The organism is Aphanothece sacrum FPU1 (assembly GCF_003864295.1).
Lineage (GTDB): Bacteria > Cyanobacteriota > Cyanobacteriia > Cyanobacteriales > Microcystaceae > Aphanothece_B > Aphanothece_B sacrum.
Map to the genome: position 1 here is coordinate 222,537 of NZ_BDQK01000014.1, position 23,852 is coordinate 246,388.

16 protein-coding genes, 1 tRNA gene and 5 pseudogenes are annotated in these 23,852 nt (G+C 40.5%); 16 read left to right on the forward strand and 6 right to left on the reverse strand.

The window, feature by feature from the left end; all coding sequences use genetic code 11:
* Positions 1-292: 292 nt before the first annotated feature.
* The 3 genes and pseudogenes from AsFPU1_RS23180 to AsFPU1_RS17540 all read left to right on the forward strand — a co-directional run.
* A pseudogene (locus tag AsFPU1_RS23180) lies at positions 293-409 on the forward strand (chromosome partitioning protein ParB); the annotation flags it as partial.
* 23 nt (positions 410-432) lie between these two features.
* A complete protein-coding gene (locus AsFPU1_RS17535; protein WP_124976006.1) occupies positions 433-1,134 on the forward strand; it encodes a helix-turn-helix domain-containing protein in 702 nt (233 codons plus the stop codon).
* Between the two features lie 292 nt (positions 1,135-1,426).
* Positions 1,427-1,864 carry a hypothetical protein gene (locus AsFPU1_RS17540; RefSeq protein WP_124976008.1) on the forward strand — a complete coding sequence of 146 codons (438 nt, stop codon included), beginning with the start codon at positions 1,427-1,429 and terminating at the stop codon, positions 1,862-1,864.
* A 54-nt stretch (positions 1,865-1,918) separates the two neighbouring features.
* Here the strand turns inward: AsFPU1_RS17540 and hypE are convergent, their stop codons facing one another.
* On the reverse strand, positions 1,919-2,965 hold the full coding sequence (hypE, locus tag AsFPU1_RS17545; protein WP_124976010.1) for a hydrogenase expression/formation protein HypE: 1,047 nt from the start codon (positions 2,963-2,965) through the stop codon (positions 1,919-1,921).
* A 389-nt stretch (positions 2,966-3,354) separates the two neighbouring features.
* Between hypE and bchH the strand changes: the two genes are divergently transcribed.
* On the forward strand, positions 3,355-7,077 hold the full coding sequence (gene bchH / locus AsFPU1_RS17550) for a magnesium chelatase subunit H (RefSeq protein ID WP_124976012.1): 3,723 nt from the start codon (positions 3,355-3,357) through the stop codon (positions 7,075-7,077).
* A 526-nt stretch (positions 7,078-7,603) separates the two neighbouring features.
* Here the strand turns inward: bchH and AsFPU1_RS17555 are convergent.
* Positions 7,604-10,408 (reverse strand): cadherin-like domain-containing protein, encoded by a 2,805-nt coding sequence (locus AsFPU1_RS17555; RefSeq protein ID WP_124976014.1) that lies wholly within the window; start codon positions 10,406-10,408, stop codon positions 7,604-7,606.
* A 3-nt stretch (positions 10,409-10,411) separates the two neighbouring features.
* Positions 10,412-12,442, reverse strand: coding sequence for a TIGR03032 family protein (locus tag AsFPU1_RS17560; RefSeq protein ID WP_124976017.1), 2,031 nt, complete (start codon positions 12,440-12,442; stop codon positions 10,412-10,414).
* Positions 12,443-12,585: 143 nt separating this feature from the next.
* Here AsFPU1_RS17560 and AsFPU1_RS17565 point away from each other — a divergent pair, with 143 nt between their 5' ends.
* The gene (locus AsFPU1_RS17565; protein WP_124976019.1) at positions 12,586-12,999 is read left to right on the forward strand and encodes an Npun_F0494 family protein; all 414 of its coding nucleotides are present in this window, start codon (positions 12,586-12,588) and stop codon (positions 12,997-12,999) included.
* A 33-nt stretch (positions 13,000-13,032) separates the two neighbouring features.
* Here the strand turns inward: AsFPU1_RS17565 and AsFPU1_RS17570 are convergent.
* A pseudogene (locus AsFPU1_RS17570) lies at positions 13,033-13,872 on the reverse strand (RNA-guided endonuclease InsQ/TnpB family protein); the annotation flags it as partial.
* Positions 13,861-13,988 (reverse strand): annotated as a pseudogene (locus AsFPU1_RS23595) (MerR family DNA-binding transcriptional regulator); the annotation flags it as partial. The pseudogenes AsFPU1_RS17570 and AsFPU1_RS23595, both read right to left, overlap by 12 nt.
* Positions 13,989-14,112: 124 nt before the next feature.
* On the opposite strand from AsFPU1_RS23595, the pseudogene AsFPU1_RS23345 reads away from it, so the two are divergent.
* The 10 genes and pseudogenes from AsFPU1_RS23345 to cpcE all read left to right on the forward strand — a co-directional run.
* A pseudogene (locus AsFPU1_RS23345) lies at positions 14,113-14,262 on the forward strand (RNA-guided endonuclease TnpB family protein); the annotation flags it as partial.
* A gap of 14 nt (positions 14,263-14,276) precedes the next feature.
* Entirely contained in the window at positions 14,277-15,764 is a 1,488-nt protein-coding gene (gene cobQ / locus AsFPU1_RS17580) for a cobyric acid synthase CobQ (RefSeq protein WP_124976021.1), read from the forward strand.
* Positions 15,765-16,177: 413 nt separating this feature from the next.
* Positions 16,178-16,417 carry a 2Fe-2S iron-sulfur cluster-binding protein gene (locus AsFPU1_RS17585; RefSeq protein ID WP_124976023.1) on the forward strand — a complete coding sequence of 80 codons (240 nt, stop codon included), beginning with the start codon at positions 16,178-16,180 and terminating at the stop codon, positions 16,415-16,417.
* A gap of 527 nt (positions 16,418-16,944) precedes the next feature.
* Positions 16,945-17,463 carry a C-phycocyanin subunit beta gene (cpcB, locus tag AsFPU1_RS17590; RefSeq protein ID WP_124976025.1) on the forward strand — a complete coding sequence of 173 codons (519 nt, stop codon included), beginning with the start codon at positions 16,945-16,947 and terminating at the stop codon, positions 17,461-17,463.
* Positions 17,464-17,555: 92 nt separating this feature from the next.
* Positions 17,556-18,044, forward strand: coding sequence for a C-phycocyanin subunit alpha (cpcA, locus tag AsFPU1_RS17595; RefSeq protein ID WP_124976027.1), 489 nt, complete (start codon positions 17,556-17,558; stop codon positions 18,042-18,044).
* Positions 18,045-18,168: 124 nt separating this feature from the next.
* Positions 18,169-18,990: a phycobilisome linker polypeptide gene (locus AsFPU1_RS17600; protein ID WP_124976029.1), complete on the forward strand. Its 822-nt coding sequence runs from the start codon at positions 18,169-18,171 to the stop codon at positions 18,988-18,990.
* Positions 18,991-19,027: 37 nt separating this feature from the next.
* Positions 19,028-19,915 (forward strand): phycobilisome linker polypeptide, encoded by an 888-nt coding sequence (locus AsFPU1_RS17605; RefSeq protein WP_124976031.1) that lies wholly within the window; start codon positions 19,028-19,030, stop codon positions 19,913-19,915.
* Positions 19,916-20,185: 270 nt separating this feature from the next.
* Entirely contained in the window at positions 20,186-21,463 is a 1,278-nt protein-coding gene (locus AsFPU1_RS17610; RefSeq protein ID WP_124976033.1) for an RNA-guided endonuclease InsQ/TnpB family protein, read from the forward strand.
* A gap of 10 nt (positions 21,464-21,473) precedes the next feature.
* Complete coding sequence (cpcD, locus tag AsFPU1_RS17615; RefSeq protein ID WP_124976035.1) at positions 21,474-21,704, forward strand: rod-capping linker protein CpcD; 231 nt, start codon at positions 21,474-21,476, stop codon at positions 21,702-21,704.
* A gap of 7 nt (positions 21,705-21,711) precedes the next feature.
* Complete coding sequence (gene cpcE / locus AsFPU1_RS17620; RefSeq protein ID WP_124976037.1) at positions 21,712-22,569, forward strand: C-phycocyanin alpha-cysteine-84 phycocyanobilin lyase subunit CpcE; 858 nt, start codon at positions 21,712-21,714, stop codon at positions 22,567-22,569.
* Positions 22,570-22,801: 232 nt separating this feature from the next.
* Here cpcE and AsFPU1_RS17625 read toward each other — a convergent pair.
* Positions 22,802-22,874: transfer RNA gene (locus tag AsFPU1_RS17625), tRNA-Ala, on the reverse strand.
* Between the two features lie 101 nt (positions 22,875-22,975).
* Here AsFPU1_RS17625 and trhO point away from each other — a divergent pair.
* Positions 22,976-23,852, forward strand: a pseudogene (gene trhO, locus AsFPU1_RS17630) (oxygen-dependent tRNA uridine(34) hydroxylase TrhO); the annotation flags it as partial.

A 23,852-nucleotide genomic window follows, 5' to 3' on the forward strand; every position in this document is an offset into this window, starting at 1 on the left:
ATTTTAAATACCCCTTTTTTAGGCTTTATTATCACAAATAATAGACTTTAACCTGCTCAGAGTTAAGCTATACAAACAAAGGTTGCCTACGCAACCTATAATGGCAGTCCGCACTCGTTGGACTTGGTTTTTATAGGATAAGGCTTTAGCCTTTTATTCATTAGACATCAATTATGTGGCTGGACTCTATATACAAGTCATAACGAGTATGAGTTATATTTAAAGACGCTGTGACCAAGTTAAGGTAAACTCAAAATGATCGTAATCAAAGATATTCTGCTAGAGAAACCTATATTATGGGTTTTCTGGTTGCCACCGTTTTGAGGCTCACTAACGCCTGGGTAAAGAAACGATTAAGTGTCGGCTACGTCGTGCGCCTCCGTCGGTTTTGGCAAAACTTTTGTCCTAGTTATTGGTAATAATGGATTTTTTATGAATCAGACAACGACGTACCACACCAACCGCCAAACCTTGTTTCAATTGATGGGACAAGCTCAAATCAATAGTTTTGACGAATTGAGCGAAATTTCAGGAGTGTCTCAGTGGCAGCTAAACCGACTGTTAGTGGGATTAATTGCTAAAATGTCCCTGGAAACCTTACTTAAACTCGCTAAGACCTTACAAATTTCCCTAGAATACTTACTTAGTCAATTTTGCACTGATGAGTCCTTAGTGGATATGGTAGCAATTTCACAGGAGTCATCACCAGGGGTCAACAGTAGACAATTAGAACATCTTAAACAAGAATACCAACACCTAGAACAGCAATTAAGTCAACAGCGAGACATCCTACAACAAGAGTTTCAGGAAGCAAGTTTACAGGTATTAGAATCTTGGTTATTGCAATGGCCAACTGCAGCAGCAGTAGCGAAAAAAAATCCCCAACTCTCGGCAATAAAATTATTACCTCTGGTTAAACCTATCACCGAATTACTCAAACAATGGGGTTTAGAAATGAATGGTACAGTTGGTGAACAAGTATCTTATGATCCTCAATATCATCAATTATTAGAAGGCAGTGGAGAAGCTAACCCAGGAGATGCAGTTATGGTTCGTTACGTGGGTTATCGTCAAGCAGACAAGTTGCTTTATCGCGCTAAAGTGAGTCCGGTTAACCTAGAATCTGTAAGTTAAAAAAGACTCCAAGGCAGGATTTCAATGGGTTGTGAGGCATGAAGTAATCAACAAAGAAGTTAAAGTAAATCTTTAATTTAATTTCATCTTAGCAAACAGTTACATATCCAACGGATTAACCCTAATTTAAGACGATTTTTGTCAAAGTTAGATAACATTGAGCAAAAAAGCCCTTTTTCGTTACATTGGATACGAAAAGTAAGGGGCATCCCTCTTTATGCTTAATGAGCAAGAAGTCTAATCAGGGTTTTCTGTGATGACTCAATAGTTAAATTAATTGGGTAATAAAATTATGGTCTCTCATTCAGTCTTGCTGCTTTTAGAAAAACACCCTCAACTGAGACCGATGATTAAAGAAAATCGCTTTCTGACGGGTTATACTAATGGAAGTGGTGACGGGAAATTAGTTCCTGTCTTTCTGTTAAGATCGCCTTGGGCCCAATTTTGTCTTCAAGCGACTGCTTGTGAGTCTCTCACCCCTGGAGGAGTGTTAGTGGTGACGGATGACCCCCAATGGAGTCTAGAAAGCAACTGGAAGGCTTATAGTCTAGTCAATAATAGTCCCACTGGTAAATATCAGAGAAACCTCAAAGCTAAGCATCCATCAATGAATGGTGGGGTAAAAAAAACTGTGTCACCTATGACCGCTTTAGCGGCTGAAATTGCCACAGAAGAAGCAAAAACAATAACAACTCGTCACAGAGATCTTAGTTTCGCGCAGTCTAAGTAAATCAGGTCACACAAGGCCATCCGTAGGGGTCAACGGCCATTGACCCCTACCCTGTTAACAAATTCTGGGTAATTGTTCCCCGCTTAACATATCAACAATGCGACTTGCGCCAATTTTACTCTTGACTGTTACTAACCCCATTCCACTCCCTTCTCCGGTTACTTGACCAATGATACAAGAAGACTGATCATGCGCTCGCATAATTTCTAAGGCAGTTTCGACAGAGTTGGGGGGAACAAAAGCCACAAACCTCCCTTCATTAGCCACGTATAGGGGATCAAATCCCAAAATTTCACAAGCACCCTGTACATCCTCCCTAACTGGAATTACTGTCTCATCAATTTTCAGGGTTACACCTGCACTGGTGGCAATTTCATTTAAGGCACTGGCTAACCCACCTCTGGTAAGATCCCGCAGACAATGAACACTAACCCCTGCCTCTATCATTTCTAAGATTAAATGAGCAAGAGGGGCGCAATCACTTTCTATGGTAGTTTCAAATTCCAAGCCTTCTCGGACTGCCATAATAGCGATACCATGACGGCCTAGATCTCCACTAAGCAATATTATATCACCCTGTTGAACACTTTGGGGAGCAATGACCTGATTATGTTCAATAATTCCTATTCCGGCAGTATTAATAAAAATACCATCGCCTTTACCGCGATCAACTACTTTTGTGTCTCCAGTAATAATTTGAACTTGGGCAGTTAGGGCGGTTTCTTGTAAAGATTTAACCACACGCCATAGAGTTTCCATGGGCAGTCCTTCTTCTAATATAAATCCTACACTTAAATATAGAGGTTTGGCTCCGCTCATGGCTAAATCATTAACGGTTCCATTGACAGCTAAACTACCAATATTTCCTCCTGGAAAGAATAGGGGATGTATAACATAAGAATCCGTTGTAAAGGCAATTTTAGAGGTAGGAAGGTTGACTACTACGGAGTCATGAGGAGGACTAGGATTAGTGGTTTTGAAGGCAGGAAAGAACATCTTTTCGATTAACTGCTGCATTAGTTTACCCCCTCCACCATGAGCAAGTAAAATTTGAGGATATTGATCGAGGGGAATGGGACAGGAGAGGGTAAAGTCAGTCATTTCAGTTATCAGTTATCAGTTATTAGTTATTAGTTATTAGTTATTAGTTAAGTAGGTAGACAAAATTAATTACACAAAATTTGTAGTAGGGGCGGTTTTTTTACATAAACCCATGATTCTCAGCAAAAAACTAGATAAACCCGCCTTGGTTTTTTACATGAATCAATGATTCTCGAATTTAACTCGCTCAGAGTTAAGCTATAGAAACAAAGGTTGCCTACGCAACCTATAATGGCTGTCCGCGCTCGTCGGACTTCGTTTCTATAGGATAAGGCTTTAGCCTTTTATTCATTATTAATTTACCATAGTAAGTCTAGTAGAACCCATTTTGACCGTGGCAACCCTTATAATGTAAGTAAGGCTGTAACAAAACTTTACGGATTAGGAATATGCCACGCATCGTCGTCATTACCGGGTTTGAATCGTTTAATATTGACTTGTACCGTCAAGCAGCACAATTAGCTCAATCGCGTTGTCCTGACTTAAATATACAGGTATTTAGCGATCGCTCACTCACCCAAGAACCGGAAATCATCGAAAATGCGCTAAAAGATGCAGATGTCTTTTTTGCTAGTTTAATCTTTGATTATGATCAAGTAATTTGGTTAAGAGAAAGGGCAAAAAATATACCCATTCGCTTAGTTTTTGAATCAGCATTAGAACTGATTAGCTTAACACAATTAGGTAAATTTGTTATTGGGGATAAACCCAAAGGAATGCCTAAACCTATTCAATTTATTTTGAGTAAATTTTCTAGTGGGAAAGAAGAAGATAAATTAGTGGGTTATTTAAGTTTTCTGAAAACTGGCCCCAAACTATTAAAATTTATTCCGGCAAAAAAAGTTCAAGACTTACGCAACTGGTTAATTATTTATGGTTATTGGAATGCAGGTGGAACCGAAAATTTTGCCGCCATGTGTTGGACTATAGCTGATAAATATTTAGGCTTAAAGATTGAAGAAATTCCCGAACCTATTGAAACCCCAAATATGGGGTTACTCCATCCTGAATATGACGGTTATTTTACCTCTCCCCGTGACTATTTAAACTGGTATCAACAACAAAAATCATTAAAGTTACCAATTATTGGCATACTGTTATATCGTAAGCACGTTATTACAAAACAACCTTATATTGCTCAATTAATTAATTCCTTTGAAGAACAAGGATTAATACCAGTTCCCATTTTTATTAATGGAGTTGAAGGTCATGTAGTTGTGAGAGATTGGTTAACCACAACTTATGAAACTCAACAACGACAATTAGGAAATATAGAAATTAGATCTTTAGCAAAAGATGCCATAGAAGTAGATGCAATTGTTTCTACCATAGGCTTTCCTCTAGTGGGAGGTCCCGCAGGTTCAATGGAAGCAGGGCGACAAGTAGAGGTAGCTAAACGCATTTTAACAGCCAAAAATATCCCTTATTTGGTAGCTGCACCTTTATTAATTCAAGATATTCATTCTTGGACAAGACAAGGAATTGGAGGTTTACAAAGTGTTGTTTTATATGCTTTACCTGAGTTAGATGGGGCAATAGATACAGTGCCATTAGGAGGGTTAGTCGGTAATGATATTTATCTGATTCCTGAACGAGTTAAACGGTTAACGGGAAGACTTAAAAGTTGGATTAGGTTACGTCAAACTCCGTCTAAAAATAGAAAAATTGCTATTATTCTATATGGGTTTCCCCCTGGATATGGGGCAACAGGAACGGCAGCTTTATTAAATGTTCCTCGTAGTTTGTTAAAGTTATTAAATGGTTTAAAAGAACAGGGTTATAATGTGGGGGAATTACCGGAAGATGGAGAGGTTTTGATTGAGAAGGTTAAGATAGCCGATGAGGGAATTATCTCGCGCAAAGACAGGGAAGATGGCGCAAGTGTTAGTGTTAAAAAGTTGGAAAAATGGTTGGGATATTTGTTAATAAGTCGGATTGAAAAGCAATGGAAATCCTTAACAGAGACGGGAATTAAAACTTATGGGGATGAGTTTCAAATCGGGGGAATTCAATTAGGAAATGTTTGGATAGGAGTACAACCACCATTAGGTATTTCAGGTGATCCCATGCGATTAATGTTTGAAAAAGATTTGACTCCTCATCCTCAATATACAGCCTTTTATAAGTGGTTACAAAATGAATTCTGCGCTGATGCTATCGTCCATTTTGGCATGCACGGAACCGTTGAATGGTTGCCAGGTTCACCTTTAGGAAATACGGGATATTCTTGGTCTGATATATTATTAGGTAATATGCCTAATTTGTATATTTATGCGGCTAATAATCCCTCAGAATCGATATTAGCAAAACGCAGGGGGTATGGAGTATTAATTTCTCATAATGTACCTCCTTATGGACGAGCAGGGTTATATAAAGAGTTGATGACAATGCGAGATTTAATTGCTGAATATCGAGAAGATACCGAAAAAAATGAGATTCTTAGAGAAGGTATTGTTCAGAAAATTGTAGACTCAGGTTTGCCCTCTGATTGTAAGTTTGAAGAAGGGCAAAAATTAGGCATTGATTTTACTATTGAAAATGCTAAATTATTTAGTAAGCACGCATTAAATGATTATTTTGTCAAGATCTATGAATATTTACAAATTGTCGAACAAAGGTTATTTTCTTCAGGTTTACATACTTTGGGAGAAATGCCTAATGAAGAACAGTTAGACTCTTATTTAGAAGCTTATTTTGCGGAAAAATTAACAGAAAGGGAAAGACAGGCTATTACATCTGAATTGCCAGAATTACAGTATATTTTAGAATCAGCTAATGGACGGTCAGAAACGATACAAGAAGCTATTTATATTCGAGATTTACTCAAGCAAACACCTGCAGAATTAACCAATTTATTACGAGGTTTAAATGGAGAATATATTCCCCCTGCACCTGGTGGAGATTTGCTTAGGGATGGCACAGGAGTGTTACCTACAGGACGAAATATACACGCCTTAGATCCTTATAGAATGCCGTCTCCTGCTGCTTATGAAAGAGGAAAAGAAATTGCCAAGAAAACCATACAACAACATCTAGACGAACATCATAATTATCCTGAAACAATAGCAGTTTTATTGTGGGGTTTAGATGCTATTAAAACCAAAGGTGAATCTTTAGGTATTTTATTAGAATTAGTGGGTGCAGAACCCATTAAAGAAGGGACTGGCCGAGTTGTTCGTTATGAATTAAAACCCTTAGAAGAATTAGGACATCCCCGCATTGATGTATTAGCAAACTTATCAGGGATTTTCCGAGATACTTTTGTCAATATTATTGAATTATTGGACGACTTATTTCAACGTGCAGCAACAGCAAATGAACCCCCAGAAAAGAACTTTATTCGTAAACATTATTTACAGTTAAAACAACAAGGGGTAGAAAATGCTTCAGCGCGATTATTTTCTAATCCTGCGGGAGATTTTGGATCGTTAGTTAATGATCAAGTAGTGGACGGAAACTGGGAATCTGGAGACGAATTAGCTAATACTTGGGAAAAACGCAATGTGTTTAGTTATGGACGACAAGATAAAGGACAAGCAAGACCAGAAATTCTCAATCAACTATTAAAAACCAGTGAAAGAATTGTACAAGAAATTGATTCAGTAGAATATGGTTTAACAGATATTCAAGAATATTATGCTAATACAGGTGGATTAAAATTAGCGGCAGAAAAACAAAGCGGTAAACAAGTAACTGCGAGTTTTGTTGAAAGCTTTTCTAAAGATACTAATCCCCGCAAATTAGAAGACTTATTAAGATTAGAATATCGTAGCAAATTATTAAACCCAAAATGGGCAGAAGCAATGGTTAATCAAGGTTCAGGGGGTGCTTATGAAGTTTCTCAACGCATGACGGCCTTAATAGGATGGGGAGGAACAGCTAATTTTAAAGATAATTGGGTATATGATCAAGCTGCACAAACTTACGCTTTAGATAAAGAAATGGCAGAAAAATTACGCAAAGCAAACCCCGAAGCTTTTCGTAATATTGTGGGAAGAATGATCGAAGCAAATGGACGAGGTTTCTGGGATACAGATGAAGAAATTATCGAAAAATTGCGAAATTTATATGATTTGACTGAGGAAGAATTAGAAGGAGTTACAACAAATTAAAAGTCAAAACTTAGTTTTCATAATATAGCAATCGCCAAGGCGATTAGGACATAGAATAAAGAAAAACCCCATTACCCCATCTCTATGGCAAATTCAGTATTTTTGAGCAAAATTTTGCTTGACTAGGTTGACTTGACATGATATTATATAGATAATGGAAAATGTGTGCGCCTGTAGGGTGCTGTCAGAAAACACAAATAAAGACAATTAAAACAATAGATTATCAACGCCATGCCATGGCCAAATCAGAGAATAAATGTAGGGGCATGGCAATGATAACCTGTTGATAAAACCAAAATTTTCAAAATGCCATGCCCAAATCAAAATAATTTTCATTGAATAGGGGGCATGGCAACATTAATATTATGGTAATTTTCACAGATTGTTAATGCCATGCCCCTACAGGGTTAAATCGGGTTTTTGATATCAGGTGTAAGATTTGAGTAGGACACATCACGGGTACAGAAATACGGCTCAGGGTGAGGCAAAATCTATGCCCCACCAAGAACCAGAACAGCCTGTAATCCTAGATGTTGACGAAATCGGCCGCAATTAGGGTCGTGGTATTAATACCAGTCAGGGTTGCCAAAATTTCATTAGTGGAAGCCACCCGAATAGTGCTTCCTGAGAAATTCAGTTGCCCGAAGCTCAAACCGTTATACAGTCCGATTTTATCTTCACCCCTAACGAAGTCAGTAATGGTATCAGAACCATCCCCACCAGTATAGGCAAATACATCTTGAGCGTTGCCACCGGTGAGGGTATCACTGCCAAGACCACCATAAAGGGTATCTTTGCCATTATCGCCGTTGAGGACATCGTTGCCAATACCGCCATACAAGAGGTCCTCACCATTACCGCCGTTGAGGGTATCGTTGCCGCTACCACCATAGAGGATATCGTTGCTATTATCGCCGTTGAGGATATCGTTACCATTACCACCGTCGAGGGTATCGTTACTATTGCCACCGTTGAGGATATCGTTACCATTACCACCAACCAGGTTATCTGGTTTGTTAGTACCTGTAAGGCTGCCACCGACAGCCACCGTAACGGTAGCAGTACCAGTCAAACTACCATCACTGAGGGTGTAGTTAAAGCTGGCATTACCACTGAATCGAATTGGGGTAAAGAGAATATAATCATCTGCGGTGTTGCTGACAGTGCCATTATTGTTAAGTACCGCAGTGCCGTTAGTGACACCACTGACACCAGTGATACTCAAGACGCTGTTATCAACATCGGTATCATTAGCCAGTAGGGTACTAGCTTGGATACTGACGGTAGTATTGAAGCCAGTGGTAGCAGTGTCGTTAACACCAACAGGAGCATCATTAACGGGCGTTACAGAGAAGGTTTGGCTTTGACCAGCTAAAGTTGCCGTACCATCACTCACACCGTAGGTTAGATTAACTGCACCATTAAAGTTAGCAGTTGGGGTGAAAGTATAAGTCCCATTACCGTTATCAACTAAAGTGCCGTTATTGGAAGTTAAACCGACTACGGATAAGGTATCACCATCTACATCGCTAAACCCTGCTAATAAGTTAGCTGCTGTAATCGTGATAGGTGTATCTTCAGCCGTATTGCTTAAAGTAGCAGTTGGTGAACCAACAGGAGCATCATTAACGGGCGTTACAGAAAAAGTTTGGCTTTGATCGGCTAAGGTTGCCGTACCATCACTCACACCGTAGGTTAGATTAACTGCACCATTAAAGTTAGCAGTTGGGGTGAAAGTATAAGTCCCATTACCGTTATCAACTAAAGTGCCGTTATTGGAAGTTAAACCGACTACGGATAAGGTATCACCATCTACATCGCTAAACCCTGCTAATAAGTTAGCTGCTGTAATCGTGATAGGTGTATCTTCAGCCGTATTGCTTAAAGTAGCAGTTGGTGAACCAACAGGAGCATCATTAACGGGCGTTACAGAAAAAGTTTGGCTTTGATCGGCTAAGGTTGCCGTACCATCACTCACACCGTAGGTTAGATTAACTGCACCATTAAAGTTAGCAGTTGGGGTGAAAGTATAAGTTCCATTACCGTTATCAACTAAAGTGCCGTTATTGGAAGTTAAACCGACTACGGATAAGGTATCACCATCTACATCGCTAAACCCTGCTAATAAGTTAGCTGCTGTAATCGTGATAGGTGTATCTTCAGCCGTATTGCTTAAAGTAGCAGTTGGTGAACCAACAGGAGCATCATTAACGGGCGTTACAGAGAAGGTTTGGCTTTGATCGGCTAAGGTTGCCGTACCATCACTCACACCGTAGGTTAGATTAACTGCACCATTAAAGTTAGCAGTTGGGGTGAAAGTATAAGTTCCATTACCGTTATCAACTAAAGTGCCGTTATTGGAAGTTAAACCGACTACGGATAAGGTATCACCATCTACATCGCTAAACCCTGCTAATAAGTTAGCTGCTGTAATCGTGATAGGTGTATCTTCAGCCGTATTGCTTAAAGTAGCAGTTGGTGAACCAACAGGAGCATCATTAACGGGGGTAGTAGGGGCAATATTCTCGAAGAACAGGGTATTGCCGTATCTTTCACCCACAAAAGCATCCAAGTCCCCATCCCCATCGATATCGGCAAAGGTGGGTGTAGCCAAATACTCCACATCCGTCAGTCCGAAGGGGTTGGTGGCCTCAAGGGTGAAGCTGGGAGCAGACCCCGTTCCCGTGTTGCGGTAGAACCGGGTATTGCCGTTAGCAGCACCAACAAAAGCATCCAAGTCCCCATCTCCATCGATATCGGCAAAGGTGGGTGCAGAATTATACCCCACATCCGTCAGTCCGAAGGGGTTGGTGGCCTCAAGGGTCAAGCTAGGAGCAGACCCCGTTCCCGTGTTGCGGTAGAACCGGGTATTGCCGTCAACAGTACCCACAAAAGCATCCAAGTCCCCATCCCCATCGATATCGGCAAAGGTGGGTGTAGCCACATACCCCACATCCGTTAGTCCGAAGGGGTTGGTGGCCTCAAGGGTGAAGCTGGGAGCAGACCCCGTTCCCGTGTTGCGGTAGAACCGGGTATTGCCGAAATTCTCACCCACAAAAGCATCCAAGTCCCCATCCCCATCGATATCGGCAAAGGTGGGTTTAGCATAAAATCCCACATCCGTCAGTCCGAAGGGGTTGGTGGTCTCAAAGGTGAAGCTGGGAACAGACCCGGTTCCCGTGTTGCGGAAGAAGTCGGTATTGCCTTCATCAGCACCCACAAAAGCATCTAAGTCCCCATCCCCATCGATATCGGCAAAGGTGGGTGCAGAATTATACCCCACATCCGTCAGTCCGAAGTTGGTTTGGGGATTGAATATAGGATCAGCCATGAATTAGTTTTCCTCTGAAGATTTAATCAATTTACTCGTCTGTCGCACTTCCCCCACCCCAGTTAAATAGGGCATTAGGTGTCGTCCGACAAACTGCAACAAACGGGGATAATGGTGAGAAACCGAACCCGTAAGATACGGAACATCACTGTTAATTTGACGACGTATCGCCTCAGCTAACAGGGAAATCCCTCGCCCCCGACTCTCGAAGGGTTTAGCTACCTCCCAAGTGGTATAGCGAATGGTATCAGGTGCTACCCGATGGGTTAACACCCAACCTACTACCTCCTTTCCCTGACGCAAACCCAAACTATTCAAGGGTTCTAGCCGGTCTTTCTCCACAGAAGCGGGCAAAGATAAACCCGCCTCTGGCCAGGAAAATACCTCAAGGGAGGGAGGTAGGGGAAACTTGTTTAACCAATCTACTTTAGCAATATTTTCTGTAGTGGTTTTGCCTAGCAGTAAGGTAATTTGAGGCGGTTGCCATTGTAATCTTTGTAAAATCCCTTCTAATGCCAAAGGAGTCGAGGAACTGGTGGAATAGCTCAAAACTAACTCTTGAAAGCCTTGAGTCTTTAATTCCCTTTCCAAATAAGCCACTAACCTTGTGCCAATCCCTTGTTTTCGATAATCGGGCAACACAAAAAGAGAAATAATTTTCGCCGTTTCCACGTTTAAACGTTCGGCGATCGCCAATCCCACTATTGACCCGTTAATAGAAGCCGAAAGTCCCGTTAATTCCCCTTGGGGTGGGGTTTTTTGCCAACGCTGCCGTAACCGAGGAAAGGTCAATTCATCGTAATCTAGGGCATTACTGCTATTGAGGTGATACACCCGTTGATATTTAACCTCTGATGCCAAACCTTGCGCCCCTACAGGGGAAATTGGCTGATCTGTCGGTAATTGTGCGATCGCCTCAGTAGGTTGGGGTAAACCGGCAATAGGGGGAGTTGCGCCCTTACTGGGGCGTTTGGCCGTAGGTTTGGTGATAACAATGCCTCCACTCTCAGGAAACGTCACCAATCGTTGAATTTCATCCCCCTGTAACCCAATCGTTTCAGGTTGACTAACTCCAGGCAAAACCACTACATCAAACAATTCTTCAATTATACTCTGAAAATATAGCCAGTGCAGGGTTTTACCCGTTTGTAAGTCAATCACCATTAACCCAGATTGGGGGCGATTTCCCTCAGACATAAGGCGTTTTTCTAGAGGTAAGCCGCTAAAACTCTGAGAACGTAATTGAGATAGTCCGACAAAGGCAAAGTTTTGCCAAAAGGCTAACCCGCGCACAAATCCAGGGCAAAATATGATAGGATCGAAGCGTTGATCTTGGATGTAGCCAAATTCCCCTGTCCCAGAATTGAGTAACCACAATTTCCCCTGATACCAACGGGGAGAATGGGGCATGGATAAACCTGTGACAATAATTTCGTTGTGGTTAACATCTATGACGACTCCCCCATCAAGGCGATGATTACGCCATCCAGCCGCCGTATCTGTGGCACTACAGGCAGTGACATAAGCAGGTTTGCCCTCCACCATAGCCAAACCGTTGAGGTGACAACGATCTTCCGGCACTAATTTCGAGATAAATGAGGGTCGCCACAGGGGAACAAAACTATAATCGGGATTAATTGTGGCTAAACAACTAAAATCGGTATTGACAAAAATCACGTTTTGTGCATTGTCTAATACTATTTCATGGGCGTTAACATCCCCGGTGGTGTAAGCGGTGCGGGGGACATAGAGGCGGTCTGCTTCCTGTGATTTTTCCCCACTATCGAGAAGATTATGGAAATCCCAAATTTGATAACGGGTGGTCATGTAGAGGCGATTTGCTGCTACATATAATCCCATTGGTTTGTCGAATAGTCTTTCGTGCAGTTTCAGCCTTCCGTTAGCTTGGCCACTGACAAAAAAAAGGCGGTTAGTTTGGTAGGTGGTAGCAGCAATACTGATGTTTTGCTGTTCCAGCCAGCGAGTTAAGTCAGGGGAAGACGTAACTCTAAGTTGGTTTGCGGATAGGCTCATTTAACTCGTTTTTTCAAAAAAAGTATTAATACTTAGGAATTATAGGTGAATCCTAGCATTTATTAAGCATTTATTATATTAAGGAAAGTAATTCCTGATCATTAAGATAAAAAAAACTTTTATATCCTTAGAGTCCCCTGATTATGATACCTCCAACTCAACCCCAGAACACTTTCCCCCTTAACTACTCAACCCACACGCAACAGAGGGCCCAAAGAGCTTTATTTTGTTCTCCCTTTGAGTTAACCTTATGGGTAGCCATGAAAGATAATAGCGTTCCTCTCCCCAACATCGCAGGAGAAACAGGAGTTCAACAAAGATATACTCAAAAATCTATTTCAGAACAAAGGGTAGAAAAAGAGTTACTCTGGTTAATTAGTGTCGGAATATTACGCCGAGAAGTCGATGGACAGGGAATTACTGATAGTTTTCGCCTAACTCCCTTGGGACGACAATTAACCGCTCAATGGGAGATAACTCGGCAAATTTGGCAAGAACCTTCTTGGTGGGAAAGATTATTAAATACTCTCACTCGGTGGTTTAGTCTGCCCTTCTAAACTAATTTATCTTTCTCTCCCGTTCTGATAAACTTACTCAAATCTACCTACGGTAGGTTTAATGTTATCTTCTTGTTTCATCCTGGCGGTGTCGGCACTCACCAGTCCACAAGCTGACACGGTGGAACTCACCGCCAAAGAAGCTAAATTAATCGATGCATTCAAGTCTCTATCACAATTGAAAGAGCATTTTTCACATTCAAAAACTCTTTCATTTAAAGATAAAATTTCTTTTTTATGCCCACAATTAGAACAGGTTTTACTACTAGCAAACCATCGGTCAGCTATTATTAATTCCGAACCAAACAATTTAGTTTTGTACTCAAGTTGTCTTCGGAACTCATAGAAACCCATATCCTGAACGGCTTTAGCCAATTTTCTCTTAGCTAACATTCCTGATACATTAAGATCCTCAATCACTATCTTGCTGTGGTTTTTGGACAAATAAGTGGTGAGTTTGTGCAGTGTATCTTTACGAATATTAGCTATTTTAAAATGAAGTTTAGCTATTTGCTTCTGAGCTTTTTTCCAATTGTTTGAGCCTTGAACTTTATGTCGGCTTAGATATTGAAGTCTTGCTAATTGTTTTTCGTATTTGCGATAACTTTTAGCTCCTTCAAACACTAAGCCAGTTGATAGAGTAGCTAAAGATTTAACACCTAGATCACAGCCAACTACATCATAAAGTTTATCTGTTGTTTGCTGTTCAAGCTCAATCTTAAAACTGATAAACCATCTATTGGCTTTTTGGCTAATAGTGACAGATGTTGGCTTGTATCCATAAGGTAGTCGCTCATAAGTTTTTAACCAACCAATCACAGGAACTTTTATCTTTTGATGTTCAACTTTGATACTACCATCCAAAGTAAAACTATGATGTCCGTTGGTAGTCCTATCAGGTATTATTTTACCTTCGGATTCCCAACGAAGAGAGTTGATACGCTTACACCCTTTAGTTTAGCTGCTTCTGATATGGTTAACTTACTCATTTGTTCATGATAGCACAACCTTTGAGTAAGTTTAGATAATATTAGTTAGGTTTTTAGCTTCTGTCCCCAGCCCTTGACATTTTGCGCCCAAAAGATTAGCATAAAAATATAGTTGTTTGAGGTCGAATTGATTGCCTATAAAGATTTAAGTGTCAAGAACATGGTTAAGAATCGTCGTTCAGCTAAAAGTATTAACGATGCTGCATGGTCTACTTTTCGTCAATGGTTAGAATATTTCGGAGATAAATATGGGAAAGTAACTGTTGCAGTGTCAACAGGATAAAGCCTATGAAAGCAATAATGGTAGTGGGAACAACTTCTCATGCTGGCAAATCTTTTCTTACCGCAGCCATTTGTCGCATTTTAGCCCGTCAGGGATGGCAAGTTACCCCGTTTAAAGGGCAAAATATGGCTCTTAATGCCTATGTTACCCCTAGTGGCGGAGAAATCGGTTACGCTCAAGCTGTACAAGCTTGGGCCGCTAAAATTGTCCCTAGAGTAGAAATGAACCCTATTTTACTCAAACCCCAAGGAAATATGACCTCCCAAGTCATTATTAAAGGTAAAGTAATCGGGACAACTAAGGCCAGTGAATATTACGAAAATTATTTTAATTTAGGTTGGGAAGCTATTACCTCATCTTTGGAAAGATTAGCCCTTGAATATGATTTTGTCGTCTGTGAAGGGGCAGGAAGTCCAGCAGAAATTAATCTTAAACATCGAGATCTTACTAATATGCGGGTCGCTTGTTATTTAAACGCCCCAACTATTTTAATCGTAGATATTGATCGCGGAGGGGCTTTTGCTCATGTGGTGGGAACTTTACAATTGTTAGAACCACAAGAACGAAATTTAATTAAAGGCATTATTATTAATAAGTTTCGTGGACAGCGATCGCTATTAGATTCTGGTATTGAATGGTTAGAAAACTATGCCGGAATTCCTGTATTAGGGGTGATTCCTTGGCGTGACATTATATTACCAGCAGAAGATTCTTTAGATTTATTAGAAAGGCGATCACGTTCATCTCAATCTGACATTAATATTGTTGTAATGCGTCTACCTCATATTGCTAATTTTACAGATTTTGATCCCCTAGATGCAGAAGAAACCGTATCTTTAAATTATCTAAATCTTAATGAGTCTTTGGGTTATCCCGATGCGGTAATTATTCCAGGCTCAAAAACTACAATTAAAGATTTAATGTCCCTTGATAAAAGCGGTATGGCCCAACAATTACAAAATTATGTGGCAGCAGGTGGAGTTATTTTTGGCATTTGTGGCGGCTTTCAAATGTTAGGACAAACCGTATTTGATCCTGATCAATTAGAAGGAGATGAAGTCTCGTATACGGCATTGAAAATGTTGCCATTAGATACCATTATTACCTCAGAAAAAATTGTGAGTCAAAGACAAACTAACTCCCATTATCCCCAAGCAGGATTACCTATTATGGGGTATGAAATTCATCAAGGAATAACCAGGATAAGTCAATCTTTAAGCAGATTTAATGTTGTCAAAATTAATCCTCTATTTGATGATCCAAATTTAGGTTATGTGAATGAATCTAAATCAATTTGGGGTTGTTATTTACACGGAGTATTTGATAATGGGGCCTGGCGACGCACTTGGTTAAATTATCTACGAAATCGCCGAGGATTACCCTCTTTACCCACAGGAATTGCTAATTATCGAGAACAACGAGAAGCTAATTTAGACGCACTAGCTGATTTAGTTGAAGAATTTGTCGATTTAACACCCGTTTTACCCAAATGAATTATCAATTATGAATTATGAATTATGAATTATGAATTATGAATTATGAATTATGAATTATGAATTATGAATTATGAATTATGAATTATGAATTATGAATTATGAATTATGAATTATGAATTATGAATTATGAATTATGAATTATGAATTATGAATTATGAATTATGAATTATCAATTATCAATTATCAATTATCAATTATCAATTATGAATTATCAATTATGAATTATCAATTATGATGCTAAGAAACAAACCATCAAACCCTCTCCTCACCCCCTCACCCCCTCACCCCCTCACCCCCCCCAATAAGTAATTTAGATGCTTAACAGCTTAGGTGGTCATAATTAAACTATGTTATGTTATTGCGAGCGTAACCAAGTGGAGCGAAGCAATCACAAGGGTTAAGGAGGTTTTATGACAGTTCAAGTTCGATTTTTACCTGATGATATTACCATTGAGGCTCAAGTGGGTGAACCAATGTTAGAAGTGGCTAAACGAGCCGGAATCTTCATTCCTACAGGTTGTTTAATGGGATCATGTCACGCTTGTGAAGTAGAGTTAGAAGATGGAACCCCCATCTGTGCCTGTATTAGCGCGATTCCGGTAGGAACTAAATCTCTCACCATTAATATTTACAGCGATCCGGCCTGGTAATTTTACAGATTTTAAAGTTTTGTATCGAAAAATGAAGACGAAAACCCTATTTTATGACTATATATTGCGAAATATTACAGAGGATTAAGAAGTAAAGCACCGGAGTGAATAACGGTAGATTTAAGAGAAGAAGGGACTTAACGACTAAGTATACTGACTAGATTTGAGGTAGGTTAACATAAATTAGAGGGGCAAGACTTAATGTTTCGTTACAAAAAGAGTCGATTTTTTTTAATAAGACGTAACAAATAATGTCCCAAGGGCATTGTATAAAATTATCTTGAAGGGTAAGCAAGAAAAACGCAGGTTATCTTGAAGATCCTCTGAACCGCCTTCCCTGATTTCCGAGATAACCATATAATGTTTTCTCAGGTTTCTTTAAAAAAATTTGCAAGGAACTGAGGAAATGGCGGAGATTAGAGACTGTTGGCAACCGTTGAGGTTACTAGAGCAGCATAATCAACCCGAAAGGGGGCTTGTTATTTTCCATTCCCACTCAACTAAAAGTCAAGTAGGAGATTAATTAAATGTTTGACGCATTTACCAGAGTTGTTTCTCAAGCTGATGCCCGTGGTGAGTATCTATCTACCTCTCAGCTTGATGCTCTAAGTGCTATGGTTGCTGAAAGCAACAAACGTATGGATTCTGTTAACCGCATCACCAGCAACGCTTCTACCATCGTTGCTAACGCTGCTCGCGCTTTATTTGCTGAGCAACCCCAGTTAATCAATCCCGGTGGAAATGCTTATACCAGCCGTCGCATGGCAGCTTGCTTGCGCGACATGGAAATCATCCTACGCTATGTCACCTACGCTACCTTCTCTGGCGATGCAAGCATCCTCGAAGATCGTTGTTTAAACGGACTTCGTGAAACCTATGTTGCTTTAGGTGTTCCTGGTGCATCTGTTGCTGCTGGCGTTGCCAAAATGAAAGAATCTGCTCTTGCTATCGTTAATGATCCCAACGGAATCACCCGTGGAGATTGTACTGCCATCGCTTCTGAAATCGCTGGCTACTTTGATCGCGCTGCTGCTGCCGTTGCTTAATGAAAACCCCAAGTGGTTAATAAGCAATCAAACAGGATTTCAAGACCGTTTCTAGGAAAACTTAGCAAAAAAAATCGGGAGATACCAAAACTATGAAAACCCCCTTGACTGAAGCAGTTTCTGCAGCCGATTCCCAAGGACGTTTCTTAAGCAGCACTGAAACTCAAGTTGCTTTTGGACGTTTCCGTCAAGCTTCTGCCAGCTTAGCTGCGGCTAAAGCATTGACCGAAAAATCTGGTCAGTTGGTTCAAGGTGCTGCTAATGCAGTTTACGCCAAATTCCCTTACACCATCCAAATGTCAGGTCCCAACTTTGCTGCAGATCAACGCGGTAAAGACAAGTGCGCTCGTGACATCGGTTACTATCTCCGTATGGTGACCTACTGTTTAGTTGCTGGTGGAACCGGCCCCATGGACGAGTACTTAATCGCTGGTATCGATGAAATCAACCGTACCTTTGATTTATCTCCTAGCTGGTATATTGAAGCTCTCAAATACATCAAATCTAACCACGGTTTAAGTGGAGATCCTGCTGTAGAAGCTAATTCCTACATCGATTACGCCATCAACGCACTAAGCTAGTTAGCTAGATAGTGCTAATGACCTGGAAAGGCAGGGGGTTGTTAGCTAATTAAGTTAGCAATCGTCTGTTTCTCCAGGTCTTGCTATATCTAATCCCATCAGTAGAATAGCTAGGAGTTTAAGCATGACAAGTTTAATGGCAGCCCAACGTTTAGGATTTGAGCCGTTTGCTACCACATCTCCTGTTGAATTACGGGGTAAATCGACGGAAGCAGAAGCAGAAGTATCTATCCGTGCTGCTTATCGTCAAGTCTTGGGCAACGAGCATTTAATGTCAAATGAACGGCTGATCAGTGCTGAGTCTTTGTTGCGTAATGGCAGCATCTCCGTTAAAGATTTTGTCAGGGCGATCGCACTCTCAGAACTTTACCGCGATAAATTTTTCCATAGCAATCCGCAAAATCGCTTTATCGAACTCAATTATAAACATTTATTGGGCAGGGCTCCCTACGATCAGGCGGAAATTGCCTACCATAGTGATCTCTATAATCAAGAGGGATACGAAACCGAGGTCAACTCTTACATCGACTCTCCTGAATATCAAGAAAACTTTGGCGATTCGATTGTTCCCTACTATCGCGGATTTACTACCCAACGCAATCAGAAAACCGTAGGCTTTAGCCGCATTTTCCAATTGTATCGGGGCTATGCCAGCAGCGATCGCACTCAAGGCAAAGGAAATCAAGGAATTTTAGTTCAGGAAGTAGCCCGCAATAGTGCTTCTCCTGTCTATATTGGTTCAACAGCAGAAATTCTAGCTGGAGTTTCTGGAGGAAGTCGAGGTCATTTCTATCGACTGCGGGTGTTACAAGGAGCGATCTCAGGCAGAAGCCCCCAAGTACGCCGTAGTACCGTAGAATACTTGGTTCCCTACGAACAATTATCAGGCAAATTGCAACAAATTAACCGTCAGGGCGGAAAAGTGACCACTATCACCCTGGCTTAATCAATATTCAGGCTGGTCTTAAAAAGGAGAATTTTTAATGGCGATTACAACAGCAGCTTCTCGTCTGGGTACGTCAGCATATAGTGATGCGTCTCCCGTTGAACTCCGTTCTAACTGGAGTCAAGCAGATGCTAAAGCCGTAATCCGGGCGGTCTATCGTCAGGTATTGGGCAACGACTATATTATGGAATCTGAGCGTCTTAAGAGTGCCGAGTCTCTCTTTACCAACGGTTCTATCAGTGTCAGAGAATTTGTTCGGGCCGTGGCTAAATCAGAACTTTACAAAAATAAGTTCTTTTCTAGCAATTTCCAAACACGGGTGATTGAACTCAACTACAAACACCTGTTAGGACGAGCTCCCTACGATGAGTCAGAAGTAGTCTATCACCTTGATCTTTATGAAAATCAAGGATTTGAGGCTGATATTGACTCTTATATTGATTCTATGGAATATCAAGAAAACTTTGGGGAAAATATTGTTCCCTACTACCGAGGTTTTAATACCCAAATCGGACAAAAAACCGTTGGGTTTACCCGGATGTTTCGCCTTTATCGGGGTTATGCTAACAGCGATCGCTCTCAAATTGAAGGCAATACCGTGCGTTTAGCCACTGAATTAGGGCAAAATGCGGCTTCATCTGTAGTTGGCCCTTCGGGTGCTAATGAGGGTTGGGCTTATCGCGCTTCTAAAGCAGGTGTCACCCCCAGTAAAGCCTTAGGAGGAACAGTTCCTTTTGGTAGTACCTCCCGCAAAGCTTATCGGATAGAAATTGCCGGTATTGGGGCTAACGGGGCTTCAAGTTATCCCAGTGTGCGTCGTAGCAATAAAGCTTTGATTGTACCTTTTGAAGAATTATCAGCCACTCTACAACGTATTAACCGTTCTGGTGGTAAAGTCGCTAACATTACCCCTGCTAGTCTCTAATTAACATCTTGGGGCATTAATTTAGACTGGTTGCCATAAGCAAAAGGTTTATTTGATGCCCCTCCTTACTCTTAATATAACTTTAGGAAATTGTTAGTCATGTTAGCTTGCCCTGCGAGAAGCCCCGCACCGCTTCGGTCGGTGTCGGGATGAGAGCAGGGGCCGAGATTGACAACAAAGCTTGTGATTATTGTACATGATTTCTTTCTAGGGATTGACAATTATCCCCTAAGTATTTTATAATATGGAAAATGTGTTCAGTTGATAAAAGTGTTAAACCTTAACTACGCTTATCGAATTTATCCTGATGCCAGTCAAGAGAAAGAATTGCTTGAATGGCTAGAAATTTGTCGAGGTGTTTATAATTACGCCTTGGCAGAAAGAAAAGAATGGATAAATTCTCGTAAATGTCAGGTTAACGCTTGTAGTCTTCATTCTGAATATATCATACCTGCTCACCAGCCCTTTCCCGACTATTATAAACAGAAAAAAGCCTTAACAATAGCTAAAAAACAATATCCAGAACTTAAACGAGTTCAATCTCAGGTATTGCAAGAGGTTATGGGTCGTTTGGATAAAGCGTTTAACTTTTTCTGGAAACGAAGTTTTGGTTTTCCTCGTTTTAAGAAATATGGTCAGTTTCGCTCAATTAATTTTCCTCAATTCACGGAAAATCCGATAACAGGGTATCAATTAAAACTCCCAAAAATAGGGGATGTTCTAATTAATCTACACCGCCCTATTCCTGATGGATTTATCGTTAAACAAGTTCAGATAGTTAAAAAAGCTTCTGGTTGGTATGCTGTCATTTGTATTCAATCAGATGTCAAAATACCTTCTGCAAAGCCTCAAGGAAAATCTTTGGGTATTGATTTGGGGCTGGAGAAATTTATTGCCACATCTCTTGGGGAACTGATTGCTAGACCCAAGTTTTTTGTCGAACTTCAAAGTAAGCTTAAATGGCTACAACGAAAACTAGCCAAAAAACAAAAAGGGTCTAAAAATCGACTTAAAGCTATTCAAAAAGTAGCTAGACTTCATGAACATATTTACAACACTCGTAAAAACTTTCATTATCAAGTAGCTCATCATCTTTGTGACCAATCGAACATAATCTTTGCTGAGGATTTAAACTTAAAAGCCATGTCTAGAGGGATGCTATGCAAGCATACTCTTGATGCGGGTTTTGGTGTTTTTTTGGAATCATTGAAGCACGTTGCTTGGAAACGAGATGTTTATTTTGAGAAAGTTGACGCTAATTTTACCAGTCAAATATGTCCCAATTGTAGCGTAGTAACTGGTAAAAAAGAACTGTCTCAACGAGTACATGATTGTTCTCATTGTGGTTTTTTAACCGATAGGGATGTTGCTTCAGCTATGGTTGTTGAGCAACGTGGACTTGCAGCCCTCGGACTGGGGGTCAAGCTGCCTGTGGAGGAAGATGTCATCGGGGATATCCCTAAAAAGGTATCTAGAGCGTCCCGTAGAAGCCCCGAAAGCCTCATAGTGATATGGGGAAGCCCGCGCTATACTGCTCTTAGCAGTTAGCGTCGGGAGGATGTCACGTCAATCATTAGTTGGATCAAGTAGCACATCAGCTAGTCGTGTCTTTGTTTACGAAGTTACGGGATTACGTCAAAATGAGGAAAGTGACAAAAATAATTATCCTTTTCGTCAGAGTGGTAGTGTCTTCGTTAACGTTCCTTATAGCCGCATGAATGAACAAATGCAGCGAATTACCCGTTTAGGTGGTAGGATTGTTGGTATTAAGCCATTAGTAGATGCTTAAGGCAATTATGGTGTCTCATTCCTCTCAATTTAAGTTAATGGGACTATCGGCGGATGATTCATTCGCCGATAATCCAGCTTATACGGTAGAATTGGCCTTAAACAATCTCCAACAGACTGATGATCCCGGTGCGCGTTATTATTCTGCTTGGTGGATTGGACGATTTCGGGTAGATGATCCGGTGGCCATTGATGCTTTAATGATGGCTTTAGAGGATGAAAGCGATCGCTCTCCTGATGGAGGTTATCCTTTACGCAGAAATGCAGCTAAAGCTTTGGGAAAATTAGGCGATCGCCGAGTTGTTCCTGGGTTGCTTAAAGCTTTGGAATGTCCTGATTATTATGTGCGAGAGTCGGCGGCCCAAGCGTTGGAAATGTTGGGGGATAGTCGGGCCATAGAATCTTTGGTCAAGTTACTTGATGGGGGGGTAGAAGCAGCGCAACAAGTAACTGGGAAACCCCATCTAGTTCAACCTTATGAGGCTATTTTAGAGGCGTTGGGTACTTTAAACGCAACTGAAGCAAGTGGTTTAATTGAGCCATTTTTAGAGCATTTTATCCCAAAAGTTAAATATGCGGCGGCACGGGCCATGTACCAATTAACCGGGAATGATTGTTATGGACAACGACTGGTGTTAGCTTTGCAGGAAAAGGATTTACAAGTACGTCGTTCGGCCTTGATGGATATGGGGGCTATTGGCTATTTGAATGGGGCCGAAGCGATCGCTAATACTTTAGCAGAAAATAGCTTAAAGTTAATTGCTTTAAAGGGAATTTTAGAGAGTCATGTGGGCCAACAATCTGTAAATTCAGGGTTATCTGAAGATAGTATTCGGGTTATGAAGCTTATGGATGGGCTACTCTGAGATATTTCCTGGTTGACAATTTTATTCTCCCGATATCTTGGTGTAAAATGTATAATAAGTTACAATACTTAAGATGGTGGGTTACGACGCGCCTTAAAACTTATTAGTTTTTCATCAAAATCATAGCCGCTTCTAACCCACCCTACGAACTATAAGCTTAACTTATCACCACAGATACGGGAGACAGCATGTCAGCAGGTGAAAGTAGGCTGAGTTGTTCTTAGCTTGCCTATGGAGGTTAGCGGACTCGAACCGCTGACATCCTGCTTGCAAAGCAGGCGCTCTACCAACTGAGCTAAACCCCCAAGTGTTTTTTCTGGTTTAAAATTTACCAGAATTTTATTCACTTTTGTTATTATATACACATAGCTTTTCAGTTGTCAAGTCTTTTGTGTGAATTTTTCTCATGACTTATTGCGTCCTTAGCTTCTATAAATTCGTTAGATTGTCCGATTTTAGGGAAAAACAAGAACCTTTACTCGAAGTTTGCCAAAAAAACGCCATTAAAGGCACTATTCATCTATCATTGGAGGGCATTAATGGTACGATTGCTGGAACAGCTTCTGATATTGAGATGGTGATTAATTATTTATGCAATGATTCTCGTTTTTTTGACTTAGAAACTAAACAATCTTTAGTGATAATCTGCCTTTTGCGCGGATGAAAGTACGCTTAAAACAAGAAATTGTGACTTTAGGAATGCCTGAAATTAATCGAGTGAAACGGTGGGAAATTATGTTAATTCTCATGATTGGAATGAGTTAATTTGATCCTGAAGTAACGGTTATTGATACGAGAAATACTTATGAAGTAGATATCGGTACTTTTCAGGGGGCTATTAATCCTCATACTCATTCTTTTCGAGAATTTCCTGATTATGTACGTCAAAATTTAGATCCTAATAAAAATACAAAATTGCTATGTTTTGTACGGGAGGTATTCGCTGTGAAAAAGCAACTTCTTTTTTGTTAAAACAAGGATTTAAAGAAGTTTATCATCTTAAAGGTGGTATTTTAAAATATTTAGAAGAAGTTCCTCAAAATGAAAGTTTATGGCAAGGAGAATGTTTTGTTTTTGATGAAAGAATTACTGTTAAACATGAGTTAGAAGAAGGAAGTTATGAGATGTGTCTGGGTTGTGGTCATCCTATTTCTCAGGAAGATAAACGGTCTTCTGAGTATGAACAAGGGGTTTCTTGTCCCTATTGTTTTTCGACTTTATCTCCTGAAAAATTAGCACGTCAACGGGAAAAAACAACGACAGTTAAAAAAGACACAAAACAG